This window comes from Streptomyces niger (genome assembly GCF_000718305.1).
Lineage (GTDB): Bacteria > Actinomycetota > Actinomycetes > Streptomycetales > Streptomycetaceae > Streptomyces > Streptomyces niger.
Map to the genome: position 1 here is coordinate 242,248 of NZ_JOFQ01000002.1, position 19,549 is coordinate 261,796.

The following is a 19,549-nucleotide window of genomic DNA, read 5'->3' on the forward strand; positions in this document are numbered from 1 at the left end:
GACGGACCGGACATGGCCGAACGGCCGACGATCGTCCTGCTCCACGGAGGACCGGGCGCCGACCACACCCTGTTCAAACCGGAGCTTTCCGCCGCGGCCGGTTTCGCGCAGGTCATCTACCTCGACCAGCGGGGGAGCGGCCGTTCGGTGCGGTGCGGGCCGCATCAGTGGACGTGGGAGCGGTGGGCGGACGACGCGATCGACTTCTGTGACGCGCTGGAGATCGAACGGCCCGTCCTCCTGGGCTCGTCCAGCGGCGGGTGGGTCGCGCTGCTGGCGGCCATCCGGCACCCCGACCGGTTCGCCGGGCTGGTGCTGGACAGCGTCATGCCCGGGGACACGTACGAACGGCTGGACATGTTCGAACGGCTCGGAGGGCCCGAGGCGCGGGACGTCGCCCTCCGGTACTGGGCGGGGGACAACGGCGAGGAGACGACCGATGCGTGGGAACGCATCTGCCTGCCCCTGTACTCCCACCGGCCCGGCGGGGACGCGGCCACCCACGACCGGCTCCGCCGGGTGCGCTGGAACGACGACGTACTGGACCACTTCCGCACCGTGCTGGCCAGGGAGTTCGACCCCTGGCGCGGGTTGGAGCGGCTGGAGTGCCGCACGATGATCCTGGCGGGCGAGCAGGACCCGGTGGCGACCGCCTCGGCGGCCCGCCGCTTCGCGCACCGGCTGAGCCATGCGGACGTACGGCTGCACGTCGTGGCCGAAGCGGGGCACGGGGTCTTCCGCGAGTCGCCGAAACGGGCGATGGACCTGCTGCGGGACTTCGTGGTGAGCGGTCATGTGCCGCGTCTGCACTGAATCGCCGATGCTCCATTTCCGTGGCCGAATATCACTGGCGGGCCCGGTGTCACCGGCCGGTGCGGACGTGAGGAGAGCGGAATTCGACCGATCGGTCGAATTCTGAGCGGGAATTCATTGATAGCTGGACCAGGCGGCGGGCCCGCAACTGCCCGGCGTTTCCCTCGCGTCAGCAAAGCATCAGGGAGACCCCTGTGGTCTCGCGCGACCCGCCGGCGCGCCCGCAACGTGCCCCGCAAGAGAAGACACTCAGGGCGACAACTGCTATGCCGCCATGGCGAGGTGACAGCCACCGCCGTACCTCCGGCGGGGGCGGCCGGCGGCCGTCGGGGCGGAACCGACGGCGGTGGGGAGCCGGCCGCCTGGACGAGGACGCTAAACCTCCCGGCGGTCGGCAAGGGGGGCATTGCCGGGGATTGCCCGTTCCCCGACCGGGCCGTGCCCGTTTCGGCCGCCGGATGAACGGCCTCGACCGGTGACGTACGAGAGTGCGGACCAGAGGCGCGCGGCAGTTCGATCCGGTGAGGTGATGAGGGCGACGGCGACGGGCGGACCTGCCCGAGGGGTCGCGTGGTGCCGGAGCTACGATCGACCACTATGGACGTAGTGATCAATGTGTTCGTCGGCCTGCACATCATCGGCATCGCCTCGCTGCTCGGCGGCTTCCTCACGCAGATGAAGGCGATGGGCGCGGGCACCGCCCGCTTCGTGCCCGCGATGCTGCACGGCGCGCTCACGATGCTGGTGACCGGCGTCATCCTGGTCGGCCTGAACCAGATGCAGGACTACGCGGTCGACAACATCAAGATCGGCGTCAAGCTCGCCGTCCTGATCGTCATCCTGGGCCTGGTCTACGTGAAGCGCGACGAGGAGAAGGTGGAGAAGCCGCTCTTCGGGCTCGTCGGCCTGCTCACGGTCGTCAACATCTTCATCGCCCTGCTCTGGACCTGACCCCGGCCCGTCCCGGCGGTCCCGGCGCGGCGGACACACGGACCACGGATGCACGGACACGAAAAGTGCGCGGCTGCCTGGCGGCGGCCGCGCACTTCGTCGTTCCGGACAACCCTGTCTCAGACTGGTCGCGCGGTGTCTCAGGCCGGTCGTACGCTCCCGTAGATCGGCATGTAGTAGATCGACTCCTCGCGTACGCTCGCGCCCGGCTTCGGGGCGTGGATCATCTTGCCGCCGCCGATGTACATCCCGACGTGGCTGATGTCGTCGTAGAAGAAGACCAGGTCACCCGGTTGCAGATCCTTCGTGGCGACGCGCGTGCCGATCTTCACCTGGTCCCAGGTCGTCCGCGGCAGCGAGACGCCCGCCGCCTTCCACGCCGCCTGCGTGAGCCCCGAGCAGTCGTACGACGTGGGCCCGGTGGCACCCCACACGTACGGCTTGCCCAGCTGCGCGCGGGCGAAGGCGAGCGCCTTCTCCGCCTTGGTCGAGTACGAGCCGTCCGGCAGCCCGGTCCCGGAGCCGGTGCCCGTACCGGAGCCGGACCCGCCGTCCGCACCGCCCGACCCGGCGTTCTGCTCACGCTCGCGCTCGGCCTGCTCCCGCGCCAGCTTCTCGGCCTTGCGCTTGGCCTCGGCCTCCTTCTTGCGCTCCAGCTCCGCCAGCCGCGCCTTCTCCTGCGCGGTGAGCCGGGACAGCAGCTGCCGGGCCTCGGTCAGCTTGCCCTGGACGTCCTGCTTGGCCGTCTTCAGCGCGTCCTGGGACTTCTGCAGCTCCTCCAGGCCCTTCGTCGCCTGCGCACGCTTGCGCGCGGCCTGCGCCTGCTGGTCCTGGTAGTCGGCGACCGCCTCCTGCTGCCGGCCGCTGAGCCGCGCCATCAGGTGGTTGCGGTCCACGAACTGCTGCGGATCCCGCGCCAGCATCAGCTGCGCGGTCGGACTCAGCCCGCCGGAGCGGTACTGGGCCGAGGCGAAAGTGCCCAGCTCACGCCGGGCCTCGTTCATCTTCTCGGTCCGCCGGGCCGCGGCGTCCCGCAGCTCGTCCACCTTCTCGCGCTGCGTCGCGGAACGCTCCTTGGCGGCGTTGTACTTCTGGGTGGCGACCTCGGCCTGCCGGTACAGGCCGTCGACCTTCTTCTTGACCTCCTCTATGGAAGGTTGGGGCTTCTTGGGGGCCGCGTCCGCGGTCTGGGTGAGCAGCGTGACCGAGGCCAGCGCCGCGGTGGTGAGCCCGGCCGCCGTACGGCGGTTCGCGGGCACGGTGAGCATGCGGGTGCGCGGCTTGCGATGAGACGCCAAGGCCGGCGACTCCTTCCGTGGACCGCCTACCGGGTTAGCTGTCGGGTTCGGGCGCGTACGGCGCGTGCGTGGGGGCACGCGCCCACAGGTGCTACGGAAGGTGCCCTACGGCCGTACGGATCGCTCCGCGCCGGCCGATTCACCCCGGTCGTGCGTGTGGGTCCCCGGCTCCGGCTGGCGTGCGTACGAACAGCTGCCGTGCGGTACGGGCGGTGCCGTGCCTACCAGCAATCGCCGTGCGTACGTACAGGCCGGACTCGGCGGGGCGGCCCGTGCTGACGCTCTCGCCAGCGTTGGGGCGGGCTGCCCGGTCGGCACCGTAGCCAACTCGTGTGACTCCTGTGAAGGCTGATGTTCGATTTGCCCGCAATCTTTTCGTGACCTGATCGTGTCCGCGTCGATGTGTGACCGGCTGCGACCACGGAAAGTCCGGTCTCGTTGTCCGTCCGTGACCGGATGCCGCGTGCCCTACCCTGCGCGGCCACCCGGCCACGGGCGCCGGGTGTGTCCTTGGTGTGTCCTTGGCCCCCGAATTTCACGGCCGGGGCCGGGCTGTCGGTGGGGCGGCCTAGACTCGGTGGGCGATGAGCAGCCTCTTTGACGACAGCTTCCTGGCGGACCTCGACCCCAAGGACGAGGAGCCGCCGCCTCCCGAGGACGAGGACCGTCCGGCAGCGGAGGAGGTGCCGCACGACCTCTTCGGCGGCCGCTACGACGCGCCCGCGCCGCGCGAGGCGTACTACCGCGACGGCGCCGCCCGCCCCGCCGTCGACCCGGCCGCGCTGCTGGAGGGGCTGAACGACCAGCAGAAGGCCGCCGTCGTGCACACCGGCTCGCCGCTGCTCATCGTCGCCGGCGCCGGCTCCGGCAAGACCCGCGTCCTCACGCACCGCATCGCGCACCTCCTCGGCTCGCGCCACGTCCACCCCGGCCAGATCCTCGCGATCACCTTCACGAACAAGGCCGCGGGCGAGATGAAGGAGCGCGTGGAGGAGCTGGTCGGCCCCCGCGCCAACGCCATGTGGGTCTCCACCTTCCACAGCGCGTGCGTGCGCATCCTGCGCCGCGAGTCCAAGAAGCTGGGCTTCACCTCGTCGTTCTCGATCTACGACGCCGCCGACTCCAAGCGCCTGATGGCCCTGGTCTGCCGCGACCTGGACCTGGACCCGAAGCGCTTCCCGCCCAAGTCCTTCAGTGCCAAGGTCTCCAACCTCAAGAACGAGCTCATCGACCACGAGGACTTCGCGGGGACGGCCGCGGACGGCTTCGAGAAGACCCTGGCCGAGGCGTACGCGATGTACCAGGCGCGGCTGCGCGAGGCCAACGCCCTGGACTTCGACGACATCATCATGACGACGGTGAACCTGCTGCAGGCGTTCCCGGACGTCGCGGACCACTACCGCCGCCGCTTCCGGCACGTCCTGGTCGACGAGTACCAGGACACCAACCACGCGCAGTACACCCTCGTGCGCGAGCTGGTCGGCCCGGGGACGCCCGAGGTGCCCGCCGCCGAGCTGTGCGTCGTCGGCGACGCCGACCAGTCGATCTACGCCTTCCGCGGCGCCACGATCCGGAACATCCTCCAGTTCGAGGAGGACTACCCGAACGCCACGACGATCCTGCTGGAGCAGAACTACCGCTCCACGCAGACGATCCTCTCGGCCGCCAACGCCGTCATCGAGTGCAACGAGAACCGCCGCCCGAAGAACCTCTGGACCGACGCCGGCACGGGCCCGAAGATCACCGGCTACGTCGCCGACACCGAGCACGACGAGGCGCAGTTCGTCGCCGACGAGATCGACCGGCTCACGGACGCGGGCGAGACCAAGGCCGGCGATGTCGCGATCTTCTATCGCACGAACGCCCAGTCCCGTGTCTTCGAAGAAGTCTTCATCCGCGTCGGGCTGCCGTACAAGGTCGTGGGCGGCGTGCGCTTCTACGAGCGCAAGGAGGTCCGGGACGTCCTCGCGTACCTGCGCGTGCTCTCCAACCCCGAGGACACCGTCCCGCTCCGCCGCATCCTGAACGTCCCGAAGCGCGGCATCGGCGACCGCGCCGAGGCGATGATCGACGCCCTGTCGGCCCGCGAGAAGATCACCTTCCCGCAGGCGCTGCGCCGCGTCGACGAGGCGTACGGCATGGCCGCGCGCTCCGCCAACGCCGTCAAGCGCTTCAACACGCTCATGGAAGAGCTGCGGACGATCGTGGAGTCCGGTGCCGGCCCCGCGACCGTCCTGGAGGCCGTGCTGGAGCGTACCGGCTATCTCGCCGAGCTCCAGGCGTCCACGGACCCGCAGGACGAGACCCGCATCGAGAACCTCCAGGAGCTCGCCGCGGTCGCCCTCGAATTCGAGCAGGACCGAGATGAGGAGAACCCGGGTACGCTCTCCGACTTCCTGGAGCAGGTCGCCCTGGTCGCCGACTCCGACCAGATCCCCGACGAGGACGAGGAGGGCACGGGCGTCATCACGCTCATGACCCTGCACACCGCCAAGGGCCTGGAGTTCCCGACCGTCTTCCTGACCGGCATGGAGGACGGCGTCTTCCCGCACATGCGCGCGCTCGGCCAGACCAAGGAGCTGGAGGAGGAGCGGCGGCTGGCCTACGTAGGCATCACGCGCGCCCAGGAGCGGCTCTACCTCACCCGCTCCACGATGCGCAGCGCCTGGGGCCAGCCCCAGTACAACCCGCAGTCCCGCTTCCTGGAGGAGATCCCCGACCAGTACGTCGAGTGGAAGCGGACGGGCCCGGCGACGCCGTCCGCCTCCATGGGCGGGCTCTCCTCCGGCCTGTCCTCCGGCCTCTCCGGCGGCGGCTTCGGATCGACGTTCTCCTCGCGCGGCAAGGCCGGGCCGAGCGGCTTCGCGACCCGGCGCGCGAAGGACCGGCAGGTGGTCTCGCTGGCCGTCGGCGACCGCGTCACGCACGACAGCTTCGGGCTCGGCACGGTCGTCGGGGTCAAGGGCAGCGGCGACAACGCCGAGGCGACGATCGACTTCGGCGGCGAGAAGCCGAAGCGGCTGCTGCTGCGGTACGCGCCGGTGCAGAAGCTGTAGGCGGTGCGGAGGCTGCAGGCGGTGCGGAGGCTGCAGGCGGTGCAGAAGCTGTAGGCGGGTGTGGAGGCGGTAGTCGTACGAAGGCTGTGATCCTACGAACGGCCCGGAGCCCCCGAGGGTTCCGGGCCGTCTGCGTGTTCTCGTGCGTGCGCGCGGCTCGGCTCGGTCGGCTCGGTCGGCTCAGTTGGGGTCGAGGCCCTTGGAGCGCAGCCAGGGCAGCGGGTCTATCGCGTCGCCACCGCCGGGGTGCACCTCGAAGTGCAGGTGGGGGCCGGTGGAGTTGCCGGAGTTACCGGAGTACGCGATGACGTCGCCGGCCTTCACCGTGCCCGAGCGGATCTTGGCGCTGCTGAGGTGGCAGTACCAGGTCTCCGTGCCGTCCGGCGCGGTGATCTCCACCATGTTGCCGTAGGCGGGGTTCCACTTGGTGACGACGGTGCCGTCGGTCGCGGCCATCACGGGCGTGCCGTAACTGACCGGGAAGTCGATCCCGGAGTGCAGCGACATCCAGTTCACGCCGGCCTGCCCGTAGAGGGCGCTGAGCCCGTGCTGCTTGACCGGCAGGACGAACTTCGGGCGCAGCGCTTCCTTGCGCGCCGCCTCCTCGGCCTTGCGCTTCTTCTCGGCGGCCTGGCGGGCCTGCAGGTCGAGACGTTCCTGCGTACGACTGGCACGGTCGGCGAAGTCGTTCGCGTCGGCGCTGAGATTCGAGAGCTGGGAGTCCAGCTTGTTGTTCGCAGCGGACGGCTTCACGGCGGAGGCGTCCGACGCGGCCTGTACGGCGGTGTCGTCCTCCTTGTCGGTCGCGCCGGACACGGAGGCGGCGGCCACGGCGCACACGCCCATGGCGGCCACGGACGGCACCGCGACGGTCAGCAGCGCGGACTTCTTCGGCGTACGCCGCCGGCCCCGGCCGCCGCCGCTGCCGTGCGCCTCGCGCCGGGCGGCCCGGCGGCCGCCGGAGGCAGCCCCGGAGGGGCCGTCGAGGCCGCTCTCGGGGGAGACGGCAGGGGTGGGGATGATCGCGGTGACGGCGGAGTGGAGGTCGCCGTCCTCGTCAGCGCCGGTACCGGCGCCGGCCGCGGCCAGGTCGTCGGTCGTGAAGACGGCGGTCGACTCGGCGGCGCCCTCGGGGCCCGCGCCCTGAACGGACTCGACGGACTCGACGGCCTCGAACTGCGCGGTCTCGAACTGAGCGGTCTCGAACACGGACGGGTCGAGAGGGGATGAATCGAGGTGCTCGGTGCCGAGCTGCCCCGCCTCGAACTGCCCGGTGTCGAACTGTCCGGAGTCGTAGGGGCCCGTACCGAACTGGGTCGCCTGGAACTCCTGGAACTCCGCGCCTTGATAGGCCGCCTCGTAGCCCTCGGCGCCGGCCCAGGCCTGGCCGTCCCACTGCCCGGTGTCGGTACCGGTGCCGGCGGAGGCGCCGGCGTCCTGGTGGTCGTACCCGTCGTACGGACCGGCGGCATCGTAGGCCCCGGTCGCGTCGTATGCGCCGGTGGTGCCGTACGAGCCGGTGTCGTACGTGCCGTTCGGATCGTACCCACCGCTCACGTCGTACGTACCGGTGCTGTCGTACGCACCGTACGCGTACGGGTCGTAGATGCCGGTCCCGAACCCCGTGGCGTACGTACCGGTGTCGTACGTGCCGTTCGGGTCGTACGCACCGCTCACGTCGTAGCTGCCGGAGTCGTACGCTCCGCCGTCGTGCGTCGTCGCGCCGTCGTAGGACACGGTGCCGTAGGCCCCGGTGTCGTAGCCGGCCGCTTCGTACATGGTCGGGTCGTACGCCCCGGGGGCATACGCGCCCGTGTCGTACGTGCCGGTGGTGTACCCGTCGTACGCGGCGTAACCGAGCTGAGGGTCCTGCTGTCCGTGCGGCTCGTAACCGGGATGGGACCCGTACGAGGCGTCAGCAGCAGAGCCGGTCGGGTCTGGGTTCCCCGACGGGTGACGGTCGTTCACCACCAACTTCTCTTTCGCCTCGGCAGCAGGAGAATTAGCGGCGACTGTACCCGGCGGTATGCGACGGCGACAATCTTCCGTAGGTTTCGGGCCCTTCCAGACCGGGCATTTGGCCGTGTTTCGGAGGACGCCAGGCATGTTCTTGGCGCCGCGTTCGATGAATGTTCGAGATCAATTGGGGTGGCGGCCGGCTTCGGCGCGCGGCTCGGCGCGAGGTCCGGCCACCACGGCAAGTGCGGAGGTCAGGGCGGTTAAGGGGCGAGGTCAGGCCACCGATGCCCGGTCGTGTGTCGCCCCTTCCGGTGCGGTGTCGGCCGCCTCCGGCTGTGCCGGATTGATCGGGTCCGCCGCGGCCAGTGCCTCGCGGATACCGGCGGCGACCGCGCCGTTGACCGGAAAGGCGAGATGTCCGACACCGGAGACATGAACGTTCCGGGTTCGGAGATCGTCATGATCGATCCGTGCCGTCTCGACCGGGACCATCATCTGATCAAGATCGCTCCAGAAGCAGACGAAATGCGTTCGGCAATTCGGCGCCGGCTGGGCCAACTCCTTGATCACGTCGGAATCCGTCCGCATCTGACGTACGAGCGGATGCGCGGGCAGCAGCGAGGCGAGCCGGGTACCGGCGTGCGGCGTACCGAGCGTGACCAGCGTCCGGATCCGAGCGTCCCCGCCCAGCCGCTGGACGTAGTACCGCGCGATCAGCCCGCCGAGGCTGTGGCCCACCATGTCGATGCGGCGGTGGCCGGTGCGCTCGCAGACGTCCTCCACGTGGCGGCTCAGCAACTCGGCGGCCTTGCGTATGTCGCACGTGAGAGGGGAGTAGTTGAGCGCCTCCAGATGGCGCCAGCCGTGCCGGCGCAGGGAGCGGCGCAGCAGTACGAACACGGACCGGTTGTCGATGAAGCCGTGCAGCAGGAGCACGGGCGGGTGCGACCGCCCCTCGGTGGGCAGCAGCGCGGGCGCCGGCAACCGGTCGACGTCGTCTCCGCCCCCGGTTGTGGCTGCGGCCGTGGCCGTGGCTGTGGCCGTGGCCGTGGTTGCGACTCCGGCTCTGGAGCCGGCCCGCGCCTCGACCCGCGCCCGGGTCGCGGCGGTGGCCCCCGCGGCGGTGGCCGCCGACCCGGCGGCCACCCTCGCTCTGGAAGCGGTGGAAGCAGCAGTGGCGCCGGCGGTCGGGCCGACGATGCCGAGGGGGCCATCGGCTGTGCCGGTGGCGTAGCCCGTGGCGGCTTCCGCGCCGGTGATGCGGTGACCGGAGCGCAGGTCTTCGGTGGCGGCGTCGGCGTCGGCGTCGGCCGTCGCCCGGGCGCGGGCCGCCGCTGCCGCGGCCTGCTCCTGTGAGACGCCCATCGGGTACAGCAACAGGTGTCCCGCGAGTACCGCCAGCTCCCAGACCGTGACCCGCAGCTTGGCGGCGGAGGGGCGGATCAGACAGCAGAGAAAGGGCAAGGCCTTCATCGGCCGACCTCCCGAACGGCATGGGAAGGACGCCTCTGTCCCCCGTCATGCCCTCATGGGAGCCGTTGGGTGCGTACCCGGTCCCCGTCACCGTGCTCGCCTGTGACGTCGTGGTATCGGTGCGGGCGTACCGGCGGCTCTCGCCGGCACGTGTCCCCGCTGCTCCTGCGTCCGTCCTACGTACGGTCCGTACGCGATGCGATACCAGTTCCCCGCACTTCGTGCGCGTGCATAAGGCCTGTACGTACCCGGAATGCGCACCTCCGTGCCGCGCGGCTCACGACGCGGCGGTGCGACGACCTGCTGTGGCTCCCTGCGCCGTCCGCAGACGCCCCCGCCGCCTCGCGGCGGCGGATGGGGGTGCGGCGTACGGCGCGTAGCGAACGTGTCCCACGTGTGATTTCCCCCTCCCTCCATGTCGCGAAACGGCTCCGTACGCGATGCTGGAGATAACGTTCGTTCACGCTGGTGGCCGCCCGGGCGGCCGCGCATTCGGTTGTCGGCTCGACGGCACTGGTCAAGGCACGTGCCGCGCTTGGCTTGGAGGCAGTGATGGGTGTGACCGGTCCGATCCGTGTGGTGGTGGCCAAGCCGGGGCTCGACGGCCACGACCGTGGTGCCAAGGTCATCGCACGAGCGCTGCGTGACGCGGGTATGGAGGTCATCTACACCGGGCTCCACCAGACTCCGGAGCAGATCATCGACACCGCGATCCAGGAGGACGCCGACGCCATCGGCCTCTCGATCCTCTCGGGAGCGCACAACACCCTGTTCGCGCGGGTGATCGAACTGCTCAAGGAGCGCGACGCGGAGGACATCAAGGTCTTCGGGGGCGGCATCATCCCCGAGGCGGACATCCCCCCGCTCAAGGAGCTGGGCGTCGCCGAGATCTTCACCCCCGGTGCCACGACGGCCTCCATCGTCGACTGGGTCAACGCCAACGTCCGCCAGCTGACGGCCTGACCCGCCGGCTGCCCGCACGGCGTGGGCGCGCGGGGCTCCCGCGCGCCCAGGCGCACCCCACCGCCTAGCACCCACGGCTCCGCCCTCGGCACTCACGGCTCCGCCCCCCAGTACTCACGGCTCCGCCCCTTCCAGTACTCACGGCGCCGTCCCCCCCCCCCGCACTCATGGCGCCGTCCCCCCAGCACTCATGGCTCCGCTCCCCGGCACTCATGGCGCCGCCCCCAACACTCATGACTCCGCTCCGGCGGGGTGCGTCGGCTGTGCTCCGGCGGGGCGCGTCGGTTGTCCGGCCAGCTCGGCGTGCATCGTGGCGCGGAGCCGGAGGGTGCCGACGAGGCGCTGAAAGGCCTCGGACCAGTACCCGTCGGCGCCCGGCGAGCCGTCCTCCGGCTCGTCGCCCCTGGCCGTGAGCTTGTCGAGCCGGTCGGCCGCGGCCGGGTCCAGGCACCGTTCGGCCAGCCCCATCACCCCGCTGAAGCTCCACGGGTAACTCCCGGCGTCCCGCGCGATGTCGAGGGCGTCCACCACCGCCGTGCCGAGCGGCTCGGTCCACGGCACGGCACACACCCCCAGCAGCCGGAACGCGTCCGACAGCCCGTGCGATGCGATGAACTCCGCGACCCACGCGGCACGTTCCTCCGCCGGCAGTACCCCGAGCAGCTTCGCGGTGTCACGCGACGACCCGACTTCCGCGGCGGAGGACTCGGCGCGCACGGGGTCCGAACCCGGTATCGGCGTGGGCCGGTCGGCCGCCGCCGACGGCTTGCCCAGCAGAGCCCGCGCCCAGGCGATGTCGCGCTGGCGCACCGCCGCCCGGCACCAGGCGTCGTGCACCTCCGTACGCCGCCCGTCGGCCACCGGTAGGGCGACGATCTCCGCCGGACCGCGGCCGCCCAGCCGTTCGGACCACGCACCCAAGGGCGCCGACTCCAGCAACTGCGCCAGCCACCAGGCGCGTTCGCCCCGTCCGGCCGGTGCCTTCGCCACCACCCCGTCCCGCTCCATCCCGGCGTCGCAGACTTCGGGCGGCTCCGCGACGACCACGGGCCCGTCCGCGAGTTGCAGGCAGGCCGCCGCGCGCTCCGCCATGCGGGTGGCCAGTGCGGAGCCGGGGAGTGCGGAGAGCAGCTCCGCCGCCGTGGCCCGCACGTTCCGGCTCCGGTCGGACAGCGCCTTCTCCAGGAACGGCTCATCCGCCGCCGACAGCCCCTCCCGGAGCGAATCCAGGAACATCAGCCGGTCCTCGGCCCGTTCGGTGGGCCATGTACTCGTGAGCAGCGCCAGGCCCGCCGCCGGATCCAGGCGCCGGGTCGCCGACAGCAGCGCCACCCGCTCCGCGAACAGCCCCTCCTCCCAGAGGCGGCGGACGGCCTCCTGGTCGCCCCGGGCCGGTATCGCCGCCGCGCCGCCGATACCGCGCAGCGCGAACTTCCAGTCGTCGTTCAGCCGCGCCAGCCACAACGCCCGCGGCCCGGCCAGCGCGAGCGCGGCAGGCCGCAGATCCGTACGGGCCCGGGCCGCGTCCAGCAGGGCGGGCAGCAGCGCGGCCGGCGCGCGGTACCCCTTCTCCCCGGCCGCCGCCAGCCACTGCGGCAACAACTCCATCAGGTCAGGGGCCGCCCCCCGCCGGCTGCCGCCGTTCCCACCCCGATCCGCCAGCAGGAGCGCCAGCCTGCGGCGCGCCGCGTCCGGCAGCTCGGGCCGCGGGTCCGGCGGGGCCGGGGCCGGGCGCTCCGCCGCGGGCGCCGGCCGCAGCCCGGCCCGCCGCCGTACGGTACTCACCGCCGCCGCGTCCAGCAGCGCGGCGGCGGGCTCCTGCCCCGCGCGCACCGGTACGTCGGGCGCACGCCGGTCCGTCCCGAGCAACGCGACGCTCACCAGCTCCCCCCACGGAGCGGTGCCCCCTCGCGTTCCGCCCACATCACTCACGGCTTCCCTCTCCCTCCGTTCGGCCCTGTGCGGGCCTGCCTGCTGCCCCGGGCGGCTGCATGCCGCCGCCCCCCGGTCCCCTGCCCGCCCCCCCCGGGGCCCCCGGGGCCCCCGCCCTCGTTTCCCTCTCCTCCTTTTCCTCTACCTCTCCTCCTCAGAGCGCGACCGGGGCCGGGTCCCAGGTGGTCAGGGGGACGAAGCCGCGGTGGCCGCACTCGCCGAAGACGGTGACCGGGCCGCCACCGGATATCGCGACGAGCTGCCACAGACCCGCTTCGCCCGCACGGCGCGGATCCACGGGCAGCGCCGACTCGCCGTCCACGTCGGCCAGTTGCCAGCCCGAGGCCGGCCGCCCGGGTGCGGGCGGCCGGGCCGGTATCGGCACCACGTCGGCGAGCACCACCGGCCAGGAGTCCAACCACGGGTCGTCGCGCAGCACGTCTCCGTACGCGGCGAGCGCGGCATCCGTGCCGCACCCGGTCGGTACGCCTCCTGGCGCGGCCGGTGCGTACCGCTCGCCCAGAGTGACGCGCAGCGGTCGGGCGCCGGGGTGGTAGGTGAGGTCGGCATCCAGGACGAGCCCCGGTGGTAGGGCCAGTTCGTGTGTCCGCCCCGGGCCGGCGAAGGACAGATGCTGCGCCATGCGGCCCGTTCGCTCGCCCCGCATCCATATACGCCGCGTGGTCAGCTTCCCTTGTGGGCCTTCCTCGCGGTCCTGTTGTGCCAGTACCAGCCACCGATCCCGGACCGTCCGCTCCCGGGAACCGTCGACGGGTCCGTCCGGAGCGCCTTCCGCTGCACCGGATACATCAACTGCACCTGCACTGGAGACTTCGGCTGCACCGGACACTTCGGCTGTGCCGGAGACTTCGGCTGCACCGGAATGGTCGGCCGGCAGGCCGACCCGTGAGCGGACCGTGGCCGCCAGCGGCTCCGGAAGCCGCTCGATACCCAGGAACCCCTCGTCGAGAAGGTGCAGCAGCGCGCATTCCTCCAGCAACCGGGACGGCCAGTCGGCCCCGGAACCCGGTATCGACGCCAACTCCCGCACCCGCGCTGCCAGTCCGGGCGCCTGCGCGTCGACCATACGAGCCGCCGTCTCGTCCCAGCTGCCGTACCCCGCGCGGTCCGCCGCGGCCAGCCCTGACCGCAGCAGATCCGCGAGCCGGCGCTCCAACTCCTCGGCCCCCGCGCCGATGCGCTGCGCCCGGCGCTCCGCCCGTCGGCGCGCCGCCGCCGGGTCTGCCAGTCCCTTGCCCCCCTTGTCGTCCTTGCCCCCGTCCTTGTCCCCCTTGCCCGGTCGACCCTCGCGGTGCTCCCGCCGTCCGGACAACCACTCGGCCACCCACTGCGGCGGTTCACCGGCCGACACCACCGCCTCGGTATCCCCCTCGGAACCGTCTTCTCCGGCCCACAGCAACAGCAGCCCCAGCGCGTGCTTGCACGGGAACTTGCGGCTGGGGCAGCCGCACTTGAAGGCCGGCCCCGTCGTGTCGATCATCGTGCGGTACGAGGCGGTGCCGCTCCCTTTGCACACGCCCCATACCGCTCCGTCGCCCGCGCCCGTACCCGACCATGGTCCGGGCGTTGCGAGCTTTCCGCCGGCCTTGCGCGACGCCGCGTCGGGCGCCACCGCCAGCACCTGGTCGGTCGTCCAGCGTTCCCCCTGCGCTCGGGGTTTCCGGGTCTGTTCCCCGTCCGTTCCCAGCATGGTGAAAACGCTAGACCCAGCCACTGACAATTGCTTTGACCAGCAAGTTTGTCGCGCCAAGGCCGATTGTCAGTGGCATGGTGCAGTCTGGAATCCGCAAGCGGCCCGCGGGTTGCGGGGTGCGGGCCGGACGGCTTGGGACGAGGGGGAGTCATGTCTGACGCGAGGGTGGAGAACGGCGCGGAAAGCGGTCGCGGGACGGCGGCGGAGGCCGGGCCGGTGGCGGGTTCCGGAGCGGTCCTGCGGCCGCACGCAGAAGATGCATTCGCAAATGAACTGTCCGCGCTGGCGGCCGCGGACGACCGGCCGAGGCCCGAGCGCTGGCGCCTCTCGCCGTGGGCGGTGGCCACCTATCTGCTCGGCGGCACGCTCCCCGACGGGACGGTCATCACGCCCAAGTACGTCGGCCCGCGCCGCATCGTGGAGGTGGCCGTCACCACCCTCGCGACCGACCGCGCGCTGCTGCTCCTCGGCGTCCCCGGCACGGCCAAGACCTGGGTGTCGGAGCATCTCGCCGCGGCGGTCAGCGGCGACTCCACGCTGCTGGTCCAGGGCACGGCCGGCACGCCCGAGGAGGCGATCCGGTACGGCTGGAACTACGCGCAGCTGCTCGCGCACGGTCCCAGCCGGGACGCGCTGGTGCCCAGCCCGATCATGCGCGCGATGGCGGAGGGGATGACCGCGCGGGTCGAGGAGCTCACGCGGATTCCGGCGGACGTGCAGGACACGCTGATCACGGTGCTGTCGGAGAAGACGCTCCCCATACCGGAGTTGGGCCAGGAGGTGCAGGCCGTACGCGGCTTCAACCTCATCGCCACCGCCAACGACCGCGACCGCGGGGTCAACGAGCTCTCCAGCGCGCTGCGCCGCCGCTTCAACACGGTCGTGCTGCCGCTGCCGGCCACGCCGGACGACGAGGTGGACATCGTCACGCGGCGCGTCGAGCAGATCGGCCGCTCGCTGGACCTGCCGGCGGCCCCGGACGGCATGGCCGAGATCCGCCGGGTCGTCACGGTCTTCCGGGAGCTGCGGGACGGCCTGACGGCGGACGGGCGGACGAAGCTCAAGTCGCCCTCCGGGACGCTCTCCACAGCTGAGGCGATCTCCGTCGTCACCAACGGGCTGGCCTTGGCCACGCACTTCGGTGACGGTGTGCTGCGGCCGGCGGACGTGGCGGCGGGCATCCTCGGCGCGGTCGTGCGTGATCCGGCGGCCGACCGCGTCATCTGGCAGGAGTACCTGGAGTCGGTCGTCCGCGAGCGCGACGGCTGGAAGGACTTCTACCGCGCCTGCCGGGAGGTGAGCGTATGACGGAGTCCGCTACGGGGGAGCGCCGGACGGACGCTACGGGGGAGAGCCGGACGGACGCTACGGGGGAGAGCCGGGCGGATGTTACGGGGGAGCGCCGGGCGGACGGGCCGTGGCTGCTCGGAGTGCGGCACCACGGGCCCGGCTCGGCCCGCGCGGTCGCCGAGGCCCTGGCGCAGTGCGAGCCGAAGGCGGTGCTCATCGAGGGGCCGCCGGAGGCCGACGCGCTGGTGGCGCTGGCCGCTGACGAGCAGATGCGGCCGCCGGTGGCACTGCTGGCGCATGTCGCCGAGGATCCGGGGCGCGCCGCGTTCTGGCCGATGGCGGAGTTCTCCCCGGAGTGGGTGGCGCTCCGGTGGGCGCTGCGGCGTGGCATCCCGGTGCGCTTCATCGACCTCCCTGCGGCCCACTCCCTCGCGGTGGAGGGAGCCGCGGGCCCGGCCTCGGGTGAGGAAGGGGAGCGGGACCGGGGCCGGGACGGGGACCGGGCAGCGGCCTCGGACCGGGAGGTGGATGCGCGGGTCGACCCGATCGGGGTGCTCGCGGACGCGGCCGGGTACGACGACGCGGAGCGCTGGTGGGAAGACGTGGTCGAGCACCGCGGCACGGGACGCGATATGGGCCGCGGTACGGAGCGAGACGAGGGACGTGGCACGGGCTCCGGAACGGGCGGCACTTCGGGTGACTCCGGGGACGCGTTGGCGCCGTTCGAGGCGCTGGCCGACGCCATGGGGGCGCTGCGGGAGGAGTACGAGGAGGACGCGCACTCCCGGGACGCCGTACGGGAAGCCCATATGCGGCTCCGACTGCGCGAGGCGCGCCGGGAGTTCGGGGACGACGTAGCCGTCGTCTGCGGTGCGTGGCACGTACCGGCGCTGGCCCGCCGTACGACCGTCACCGCCGACCGGGCCCTCCTCAAGGGCCTGCCGAAGGCGAAGGTGTCGGCCACCTGGGTGCCCTGGACGCACCGCAGGCTGTCCCGGAGCAGCGGTTACGGAGCCGGTATCGCCTCACCCGGCTGGTACGGCCACCTCTTCGCCAGCCCCGACCGGCCGATGGAGCGCTGGCTGACCAAGGTCGCGGGCCTGCTCCGGGAGGAGGACTACGCGGTCTCCACCGCTCACGTCATCGAGGCGGTGCGGCTCGCCGAGTCGCTCGCGGCGATGCGCGGGCGCCCGCTCGCCGGGCTCACCGAGGCCGAGGACGCGGTGCGCGCCGTGATGAGTGGCGGCTCGGACGTGCCGGCCTCGCTGATCCACGACCGCCTGGTGGTCGGCGACGTGCTCGGTGAGGTGCCGCAGGCCGCGCCGGCCGTACCGCTCCAGCGGGACATCGCACGGCTCCAGCGTTCCCTGCGCCTCAAGCCGGAGGCGAAAGAGCGCGAGTTGGAGCTCGACCTGCGCAAGGAGACCGATGCCGCGCGCAGCCGCCTGCTGCACCGGCTGCGACTGCTGGACATCCCGTGGGGCGCGCCCGCCCACTCCCGCGCGAGCACGGGCACGTTCCGGGAGACCTGGCGGCTGCGCTGGGAGCCGGAGCTGTCGGTGCGGGTCGCGGAGGCGGGCATCTGGGGCACGACCGTCCTCGCCGCGGCCACGGCCCGGGCGGCGTCCGACGCGGCGGAGGCGGGTGCGCTCGCCGAGGTCACGGCGCTGGCCGAGCGGTGCCTGCTCGCCGAACTGCCGGACGCGTTGCCGGTGGTGATGCGGGCGCTGGCCGACCGGGCCGCGCTCGACGCCGATGTCGGCCATCTCGCGCAGGCGTTGCCCGCGCTGGTGCGGTCGGTGCGGTACGGCGACGTGCGCGGTACGGACGCGGCGGCGCTGCGCGAGGTCGCGGTCGGCCTGGCCGAGCGTGTCTTCGTCGGCCTGCCGCCGGCCTGCGCCTCACTGGATGCGGAGGGCGCGGCGGAGATGCGTACGCACTTGGACGCGACACAGCAGGCGGTGGCGTTGCTGTCCCACACGGAGCGGGTCGCGGGAGGAAATCCGGAGGCCGCAGCGGCCTCGCCCGAATACCCTTCGGGCTTGCGGGAGCGGTGGATCGCGGTGCTGCGCGTCCTGGCAGAACGGGAGGCCGTACCGGGGCTCATACGGGGCCGGTCGGCCCGCATGCTCGTCGACGACGGCGCGTTGGGCGAGACCGAAGGGGCGGGGAACGGCGGCCAGGCTCAGGAGGGCGGCGGCGGTGCCGGGCGGCTCATGGGGCTTGCGCTCTCGCCCGGAGTGCCGCCGGCGGATGCCGCCGCGTGGATCGAGGGGTTCGTCGGCGGCGGTGCCGGCGGGGGGATGCTGCTGGTCCACGACGAGCGGCTGCTCGGGCTGGTGGACGACTGGCTGACGCGCGTGCCGGGGGAGGCGTTCACGGACGTACTGCCGCTGCTGCGCCGGACGTTCTCGCAGTTCGAACCGGGGGTGCGGCGCACGCTCGGTGAGCTGACCCGGCGTGGGCCGGTCGGCGCGGGCAAGCCCGGCGGCGGCACCGCGGCCGGGCCCGGCCCGGTCGCCGGCGGAGAGGAAGCGGCGGCCCTCGGGTTCGGTCCCGGCCTGGACCGCGACCGCGCGGCGGCCGTCCTGCCCACCTTGCACGCCCTGTTGGGCCGGAGCGAGAAGTACGCCCTGTCGTGGCACGCCACGGGAGGAGCCCATCTCGATCACGGCGCGACTCTTACCCATTCCGACCACGGCGCGGCACACGCCCGCCCCGATCACGGCGCGGCGGCCGGCCCGCACCGCCACACCAACGGCGAAGCCGATGGTCACGCCGACGTCAACGGCGAGGCCGGCCGTCGCGCCGACGTCAACGGCGAGGTTCGCCGTCTCACCAGCACAGCGTCAGCACAGCGAAGGGGGAAACGGGATGACTCAGGACACGGGGGCGGTCGGTGACGGCCTGGTCGATGAGCGCATGCGGCGTTGGCGGCTGGTGCTCGGCGGGGGAGAGGGCGACGGGACCGGGTACGAACTGCGCGGGCGGGACGCCGCGATGGACGGTGCGCTCGGGGCGCTGTACGGCGAAGGGCCCGGCGGTGGCGCACCGGGCGGCCCCGGAGGGCGCGACGGCCGGAAGGGCGGCGGCCCGCGGTCGGCGGGGCTGGGCGGGTCCGCGCCCGCCGTGGCCCGTTGGCTCGGGGACATCCGGCGGTACTTCCCCACCTCCGTCGTCCAGGTGATGCAGCGCGACGCGATCGACCGGCTCGGCCTGTCCGCGCTGCTGCTGGAGCCCGAGATGCTCGAGGCCGTGGAGGCCGACGTGCACCTGGTCGGCACCCTGCTCTCGCTGCACAAGGCCATGCCCGAGACGACGAAGGAGACCGCACGGGCGGTCGTGCGGCAGGTCGTCGAGCAGTTGGAGGAGCGGCTGGCGACCCGGACGCGGGCCACGCTGACCGGCGCGCTGGACCGGTCGGCGCGCATCAGCCGACCGCGCCACCGTGACATCGACTGGGATCGCACCATCCGCGCGAATCTCAAGAACTACCTCCCCGAGTACCGCACGGTCGTTCCGGAACGGCTGATCGGTTACGGGCGAGCAGCACAGGCACTCAAGAAGGAGGTCATCCTCTGCATCGATCAATCCGGTTCGATGGCGGCGTCCGTCGTGTACGCCTCGGTGTTCGGCGCGGTACTCGCGTCCATGAGGTCGCTCGCCACCCGGCTGGTGGTGTTCGACACCTCGGTCGTGGACCTCACCGACCAGATCGACGACCCGGTGGACGTGCTCTTCGGCACGCAGCTGGGTGGTGGCACGGACATCAACCGCGCGTTGGCGTACTGCCAGTCGAGGATCACCCGCCCCGCCGAGACGGTGGTCGTGCTGATCAGCGACCTGTACGAGGGCGGGATACGCGACGAGATGCTGAAGCGGGTGGCCGCCATGAAGGCGTCCGGCGTGCAGTTCGTGACGCTGCTGGCGCTGTCGGACGAGGGAGCGCCCGCGTACGACCGGGAGCATGCGGCGGCCCTCGGTGCGCTGGGGTCACCGGCGTTCGCCTGTACGCCCGACCTCTTCCCGGAAGTGATGGCGGCCGCGCTGGAGAAGCGTCCGCTGCCGGTGCCCGACACGACGGCGTGACGGCCCGAGCG

General features: G+C 72.3%; 12 protein-coding genes and 1 riboswitch. Of the genes, 7 read left to right on the forward strand and 5 right to left on the reverse strand.

The genetic code is table 11. From position 1 onward, the window contains the following. Nucleotides 1-12 precede the first annotated feature (12 nt). Together IF20_RS04950 and IF20_RS04955 are read left to right on the forward strand one after the other, a co-directional pair. Entirely contained in the window at nt 13-813 is an 801-nt protein-coding gene (locus IF20_RS04950) for an alpha/beta fold hydrolase (protein WP_052863711.1), read from the forward strand. A gap of 597 nt (nt 814-1,410) precedes the next feature. Further along, the gene (locus IF20_RS04955) at nt 1,411-1,764 is read left to right on the forward strand and encodes a hypothetical protein (protein WP_052863712.1); all 354 of its coding nucleotides are present in this window, start codon (nt 1,411-1,413) and stop codon (nt 1,762-1,764) included. Between the two features lie 140 nt (nt 1,765-1,904). On the opposite strand, the gene IF20_RS04960 is transcribed toward IF20_RS04955, so the two are convergent. After that, nucleotides 1,905-3,062 (reverse strand): C40 family peptidase, encoded by a 1,158-nt coding sequence (locus IF20_RS04960; RefSeq protein ID WP_052863713.1) that lies wholly within the window; start codon nt 3,060-3,062, stop codon nt 1,905-1,907. Nucleotides 3,063-3,070: 8 nt separating this feature from the next. Then, nucleotides 3,071-3,252, reverse strand: a riboswitch (cyclic di-AMP (ydaO/yuaA leader). 394 nt (nt 3,253-3,646) lie between these two features. Between IF20_RS04960 and pcrA the strand changes: the two genes are divergently transcribed. Continuing rightward, complete coding sequence (gene pcrA, locus IF20_RS04965; protein ID WP_052863714.1) at nt 3,647-6,118, forward strand: DNA helicase PcrA; 2,472 nt, start codon at nt 3,647-3,649, stop codon at nt 6,116-6,118. 180 nt (nt 6,119-6,298) lie between these two features. Here the strand turns inward: pcrA and IF20_RS04970 are convergent, their stop codons facing one another. After that, nucleotides 6,299-8,086, reverse strand: a complete 1,788-nt coding sequence (locus IF20_RS04970; protein WP_052864043.1) for a M23 family metallopeptidase — start codon at nt 8,084-8,086, stop codon at nt 6,299-6,301. 264 nt (nt 8,087-8,350) lie between these two features. Then, nucleotides 8,351-9,337, reverse strand: coding sequence for a lipase family alpha/beta hydrolase (locus tag IF20_RS39810; RefSeq protein ID WP_407702457.1), 987 nt, complete (start codon nt 9,335-9,337; stop codon nt 8,351-8,353). A 765-nt stretch (nt 9,338-10,102) separates the two neighbouring features. Between IF20_RS39810 and IF20_RS04980 the strand changes: the two genes are divergently transcribed. Beyond that, nucleotides 10,103-10,513, forward strand: a complete 411-nt coding sequence (locus IF20_RS04980; RefSeq protein WP_052863715.1) for a cobalamin B12-binding domain-containing protein — start codon at nt 10,103-10,105, stop codon at nt 10,511-10,513. 231 nt (nt 10,514-10,744) lie between these two features. Here IF20_RS04980 and IF20_RS04985 read toward each other — a convergent pair whose 3' ends face one another. Both IF20_RS04985 and IF20_RS04990 read right to left on the reverse strand, forming a co-directional pair. Next, nucleotides 10,745-12,445 carry a DUF5691 domain-containing protein gene (locus tag IF20_RS04985; protein ID WP_110943829.1) on the reverse strand — a complete coding sequence of 567 codons (1,701 nt, stop codon included), beginning with the start codon at nt 12,443-12,445 and terminating at the stop codon, nt 10,745-10,747. Nucleotides 12,446-12,599: 154 nt separating this feature from the next. Next, nucleotides 12,600-14,156 carry an SWIM zinc finger family protein gene (locus IF20_RS04990; protein WP_052863717.1) on the reverse strand — a complete coding sequence of 519 codons (1,557 nt, stop codon included), beginning with the start codon at nt 14,154-14,156 and terminating at the stop codon, nt 12,600-12,602. 153 nt (nt 14,157-14,309) lie between these two features. On the opposite strand from IF20_RS04990, the gene IF20_RS04995 reads away from it, so the two are divergent. The 3 genes from IF20_RS04995 to IF20_RS05005 are packed head-to-tail and all read left to right on the forward strand — an operon-like array spanning nt 14,310 to nt 19,538. Continuing rightward, the gene (locus IF20_RS04995) at nt 14,310-15,467 is read left to right on the forward strand and encodes an ATP-binding protein (RefSeq protein WP_234426505.1); all 1,158 of its coding nucleotides are present in this window, start codon (nt 14,310-14,312) and stop codon (nt 15,465-15,467) included. Then, on the forward strand, nt 15,464-18,352 hold the full coding sequence (locus tag IF20_RS05000; protein WP_234426506.1) for a DUF5682 family protein: 2,889 nt from the start codon (nt 15,464-15,466) through the stop codon (nt 18,350-18,352). The genes IF20_RS04995 and IF20_RS05000 overlap by 4 nt, the downstream gene beginning before the upstream one ends. Next, on the forward strand, nt 18,324-19,538 hold the full coding sequence (locus IF20_RS05005) for a vWA domain-containing protein (protein WP_052863719.1): 1,215 nt from the start codon (nt 18,324-18,326) through the stop codon (nt 19,536-19,538). The genes IF20_RS05000 and IF20_RS05005 overlap by 29 nt, the downstream gene beginning before the upstream one ends. Nucleotides 19,539-19,549: the final 11 nt, after the last annotated feature.